6 protein-coding genes are annotated in these 4,474 nt (G+C 58.1%); 1 reads left to right on the plus strand and 5 read right to left on the minus strand.

The window, feature by feature from the left end; translation table 11 throughout:
• Window positions 1-193: 193 nt before the first annotated feature.
• From CP49_RS33600 to CP49_RS33610, 3 genes are all read right to left on the minus strand, one after another.
• Window positions 194-727, minus strand: a complete 534-nt coding sequence (locus CP49_RS33600; RefSeq protein ID WP_156438797.1) for a hypothetical protein — start codon at window positions 725-727, stop codon at window positions 194-196.
• Window positions 728-916: 189 nt separating this feature from the next.
• A complete protein-coding gene (locus CP49_RS33605) occupies window positions 917-1,270 on the minus strand; it encodes a hypothetical protein (RefSeq protein WP_057854424.1) in 354 nt (117 codons plus the stop codon).
• A 376-nt stretch (window positions 1,271-1,646) separates the two neighbouring features.
• A complete protein-coding gene (locus CP49_RS33610; protein ID WP_197423315.1) occupies window positions 1,647-2,198 on the minus strand; it encodes a DUF3237 domain-containing protein in 552 nt (183 codons plus the stop codon).
• Between the two features lie 440 nt (window positions 2,199-2,638).
• Here CP49_RS33610 and CP49_RS33615 point away from each other — a divergent pair, with 440 nt between their 5' ends.
• Window positions 2,639-3,169, plus strand: a complete 531-nt coding sequence (locus CP49_RS33615; RefSeq protein ID WP_057854426.1) for a dihydrofolate reductase family protein — start codon at window positions 2,639-2,641, stop codon at window positions 3,167-3,169.
• 68 nt (window positions 3,170-3,237) lie between these two features.
• Here the strand turns inward: CP49_RS33615 and CP49_RS33620 are convergent, their stop codons facing one another.
• Together CP49_RS33620 and CP49_RS33625 are read right to left on the minus strand one after the other, a co-directional pair.
• On the minus strand, window positions 3,238-3,897 hold the full coding sequence (locus CP49_RS33620) for a hypothetical protein (RefSeq protein WP_156438798.1): 660 nt from the start codon (window positions 3,895-3,897) through the stop codon (window positions 3,238-3,240).
• A gap of 157 nt (window positions 3,898-4,054) precedes the next feature.
• Window positions 4,055-4,321, minus strand: coding sequence for a DUF2277 domain-containing protein (locus CP49_RS33625; RefSeq protein ID WP_057854428.1), 267 nt, complete (start codon window positions 4,319-4,321; stop codon window positions 4,055-4,057).
• Window positions 4,322-4,474: the final 153 nt, after the last annotated feature.

Below are 4,474 nucleotides of genomic sequence, written 5' to 3' on the forward strand. Positions count from 1 at the left end.
CCCGGGACAAGCCCGGGCATGACGAGCTAATGAGTACATTGACTAGCAGCGGAAATCGGATCGGGCGGTGCAGCCCGGCCGCTGTCGATTCTTTGCAACATTTAGATTCCGCTAATGCTGCTGGTTTTGGCTTCTGACATCGATGAGCAGCTCACCGTGAATGCGCGGCGCTCGCCGTAGCGGTTCTTGATGCTCATTTGGCCGGTTCAGGTCGCGAACTTCCAACGGTACCCGGAATCTTGTACTCGCCGCGGAGTTCATCCCACAAAGCCGTGTCGCTGACCTGCACGACGTGGTACTCACCGCGGCCCGTGATCCCTGCATATTTTCCCGTGCCGCCAGTGAACTCGAAGGTACCGCGGAATTCTTTCGGCTTCGCGTCTTTCAGGACGTACTTGGCAAAGACCTTGGATCCATCGGCCTCTGTGAAGGTCTTGTGGCCGCCGCTGGAAGTGCCAGCATCCGTTAGATCAACCACCTGATAGCGGGCTTTGTCGAGGAAGGGCTTGCCGTCGGCATTGAACACAGCGCCGTCGAATTCAGTGACCGACACCGTATGGTCAGCCCGGTCTTCCAGCTTCACGCTCTTGCTGGAGAGGGTGACCAGAACGGCTCGACCGAACCATTGGCCCGCTTCTTGCGCCACGGCCGGAACAGCGGCCGCCGGAACTGCCAAAGCAAGCACAACACAACCAAACATCCACGCTGAATTGAGATGATACCTCATGGTTTCCTCCCAGATGGGTTGCGCGTTACACGTTGTCGAGCAAAGACCTCCATGTTTGAGTTTCCAATGCGTCTATTAGACGCTTGATTATGCAACATTCCGTTCAGATGGCGGCATTGGCAGAAGTCTCTAAAGCGAAAACGTAGTCCGTTTTTCCTGCAGCAACCGACATGAGCTAGTTCGTCCGGTTCATGTTGGCTTCCGGGGATGGAATAGCTCTTCGACGGACCGTTTCGGGTCCTTGATCCGAGAGCGGTCCCTGCGATCGGTCTTTTGTGCTTCGAGCTTCTGCAGGAAGCGGAAACGCGGCGATCGGGTCGCGTGCCCTGATCGGCCGTGCTTGGTCATGCCGAAGCCCTTTTGGCCGCTGTGCGCCATTTGATCACCAACGAAAGCTGTGCGGCTCATTTCTTGCCATTCACGCGCTTCGCCGAAACCACGGAGAGAAAGAATAGCCCTGATCATCAAAAGGCGCGAGGGGGCGGTCGGTTTGCGGGAGCGAATGCTGCAGGCGGCGCGCTCGAGTCGGCCAATAAGCGACATCACTCCCGTTTATTCGATCACCTCGGCTGGGTCACAAGCAACGCCGACGGAACCTTTAGGCCGAAGTCTTGGCGGTCTTGCCTCGAAGGTTTAGCCTGTCGAAATTCAGTGCCGTCTTGCTGCTGGGACTATCGTTCATTTGCAACGAGCGGGGCTGACGATGAAGACGATTTTGGTACCAACCCAAAACACTCCGACCATGCAATCCACGCTCGAAATGGCGGTGCTGCTCGCGCAGCGCACCGGCGCCTATAGGGCGTTCCGCGTCGGTCGGCATGTCTCGAAAGTCACAATAGGCGACATCGCGATCCTTTATGCACTCCTTAGGACTTTCGACCGATTGGCGATCCGCCAATTGGAAAACCTCTATTCGGATTCACTTCACTGCAAATATATTGTATCGCACGTGACTTCCGTCCCCGAATTTGACTGAAACCATCTTGCCGACGGCTTGGACCGCATTGAGCCAAGTGTATTTGTCGGATTTTGTCTGAAACGTCGGCGCGGTGATGAAGTAACAATCGTCCGCCTTTAGCTGCCCTCCGGCGTTGAGGCGATCTGCCTGCTCCTTGCTGCATTGGATGGCGCCGCCATAGCTCACGTAGATGAGTTCGCCATCATCGGTCTGGATCGTGCCGCGCACGTCAAGGCGGAATACACCGGACGGCATCACGCGCAACCAGTCGCCGGCAGGTGTTTGGAGCTTTCCTTTGATACGCGGCCCTTCGACCCATCCGCCTGGTTGCACATTGTAAATAAGAAGGCTTTGATCAATTGCCTGAGGAGCATCGAGTGGCGCGTGCAACGTCATCAGGTACTCGGTCCTTATGGAAGTCTCGGGTTCGCCGGCAGATGCTGGCACGGATGCGGCAAGCGCCACAAATGCGGCCGCGGGGATGATCCATTGACGAGATGATAGGCACTTCATTTGTACCTCCCATTCTGGTTGTGTTACGAGCACCAGGCACTCCTTCTGCATTCCAATCCGAACCCAACCTGATCGTTACCGAACCATCCCTCCTGGATGTACCGGTCCATCAGTTTCAACGACGCCGCCGCTAACCAGGAGACCAAGCGGGATGTCGCTTGTTTTGATAGAAAAGCGAAAGCGCCGCTTTGTCACGTTGATCTAGATCAATGGAAGACCGCTCTGGGTCGTTCGCTGCGGTTTGACCGACCACGGCAACTTCCCGTCTTCCCCGGCGAACGAACATTCTCAGGATAGGTGGGCATGTCTCAAAGGTGCCAGAAGCAGACGTCTGGTTATTGGCTGCACCGATAAAGCGGCGCGCAAATCGTGTCCAATCTCACTTCTGTACAACGTCGGCTCAAGCTATTCTGAAGAGCCTAGGGTGGAGATTTTGTAGCATGGCGAAGCTAGTCTTTGGAATGAACCAGTCTCTGGACGGCTATGTCGACCATCAGGAATTTGCGCCAGGTCCCGTGCTCTTTCGTCACTTCATCGAGCAAGTGCGCGGCCTGACGGGCAGTGTGTACGGCCGCCGCATGTACGAGGTCATGCGCTATTGGGACGAAGACCATCCTGAGTGGACCCCTGAGCTACGCGACTTCGCGGCGGCGTGGCGGAGCCAACCGAAGTGGGTCGTATCACGATCGTTGAAGTCAGTCGGGCCCAACGCCACTCTTGTCGAGGATGACTTGGAGGCGGTGATACGTGGGCTGAAGGCTCAGCTCGCTGGGGAGATTGATGTTTCCGGACCCGACCTGGCACGAAGCCTAACCGAGCTTGGTCTTATTGATGAGTATCAACTCTACCTCCATCCAGTCGTACTTGGTCGCGGCAAGCCATTCTTCGCAGGTCCCCGGCCGCCGCTCCGCCTTGTGACCAGCAATCTAATTGGCGAGGACGTGATTAGGTTGACGTACGTTCCTGCTTAATCACGCGACTTGCTCGACGGACTGCACCGACGCGTTTTGACCAATTTCGCCGCCGGCAACCTGGGCCGTCAGCGCGAGAGCTGTGGTCCGGCGGGAGGCGGCGGGCGAAGCACCGACGATGACTGCAGCGCCGATGATTGCGCCTTGGGTTGCGGAGGTTTGGGCTGAGGGATGGAGGCCGCCTGCGGGGCCGGGGCCGGGGCCGGAGGCGTGGATGACATCTTCTGTCTGATGTCCTCCTCAACAGCCCGTAGTGCCGCAATGTTCTGGGCCATCTGTTCTTGCTTGGCAGCGAGTTGTTCTACGCTGCGCCGCACGACATCGAGATTGGACGCCAGGGGCGCAAGCTGCTGCATCGGGTCAGTGGAAGTTGCAGCAACGACCGGCGACTTCGTCGTCGAAACGGATAACACCCAGGCAAGCGCCGGAGCCCGGGCTACGAGCATCTCCTTTGCTGCATCACCGTAGGACTGCCAGCCAAGCGTGGCGCCGACACCGATGAGAACCGCAATAGAGAACCGGGTAAGGGAGCGGAGTATTCGCCTGCCAATCGACGGCCGGCCGCTCGCCAGCGGCCCCTCCCCGAAGCGGTAGTGATGGGGAGGATCGATCGACGGCTTCATGCGCCGTCTACCAATGCGCTGATCGGATCGGACGTCCGAATCGCGCGCAAGCCCGCCGTACGAAGTTTCTTCGGCTGTCAGTGGTGGGCTTTGCGCGTATAACATTGGTACCTCCACCGACATTCTTGAGGGAAGAGGCGATCCTGATTTGACGGAAGGGAGGCAGCAGCAAAGCAGCCCTAGGGCGTTTGTGAGATCGTCGCACGATAAGGGAATCGACCTGTTTGAGGTCGATCAATCGTCAACCGTTAGGCCCGCACCCCTAGCCAAACCTCGCCCGCGAGCGCTCCTTCGCCTTCTCGGCCTCGACCTCGCGATCGCGCGGCGGCGAATTGGTCTGCAGTGAGGCCAGCAAGCGCCGCGCGCTGTCGGAAACTTCGGAAACCGCGCGGTTGAACGCCTCGGCATTTGCCTGCGACGGCGAATTGAAGCCGGAGAGTTTTCGCACGAATTGCAGCGCCGAAGCGTGGATCTCCGCATGCGTCGCCGGGGGATCGAAATTGAACAGGGTCTTGATGTTGCGGCACATGGTTTTCTCCTTTGCTCCGGCTGCAATCACAGGACGAACGGCCGGTGCAAAATCCGACAGCATGGCCTATTCTGTCATGGATCGCGCGGCGCGTTCCCCCCTGTCGGCACCTGCAAAGGGCGAGTTCCCGATGGCTCATGTGACCTACAAGAT

Origin of the sequence: Bradyrhizobium valentinum (assembly GCF_001440405.1) — a bacterium.
GTDB lineage: Bacteria > Pseudomonadota > Alphaproteobacteria > Rhizobiales > Xanthobacteraceae > Bradyrhizobium > Bradyrhizobium valentinum.

Excerpts from the sequence above, each read along its gene's own strand:
- CP49_RS33600 (WP_156438797.1), bottom strand. The coding sequence starts at position 727 with ATGAGGTATCATCTCAATTCAGCGTGGATGTTTGGTTGTGTTGTGCTT.
- CP49_RS33605 (WP_057854424.1), bottom strand. The coding sequence starts at position 1,270 with ATGTCGCTTATTGGCCGACTCGAGCGCGCCGCCTGCAGCATTCGCTCC.
- CP49_RS33610 (WP_197423315.1), bottom strand. The coding sequence starts at position 2,198 with ATGAAGTGCCTATCATCTCGTCAATGGATCATCCCCGCGGCCGCATTT.
- CP49_RS33615 (WP_057854426.1), top strand. The coding sequence starts at position 2,639 with ATGGCGAAGCTAGTCTTTGGAATGAACCAGTCTCTGGACGGCTATGTC.
- CP49_RS33620 (WP_156438798.1), bottom strand. The coding sequence starts at position 3,897 with ATGTTATACGCGCAAAGCCCACCACTGACAGCCGAAGAAACTTCGTAC.
- CP49_RS33625 (WP_057854428.1), bottom strand. The coding sequence starts at position 4,321 with ATGTGCCGCAACATCAAGACCCTGTTCAATTTCGATCCCCCGGCGACG.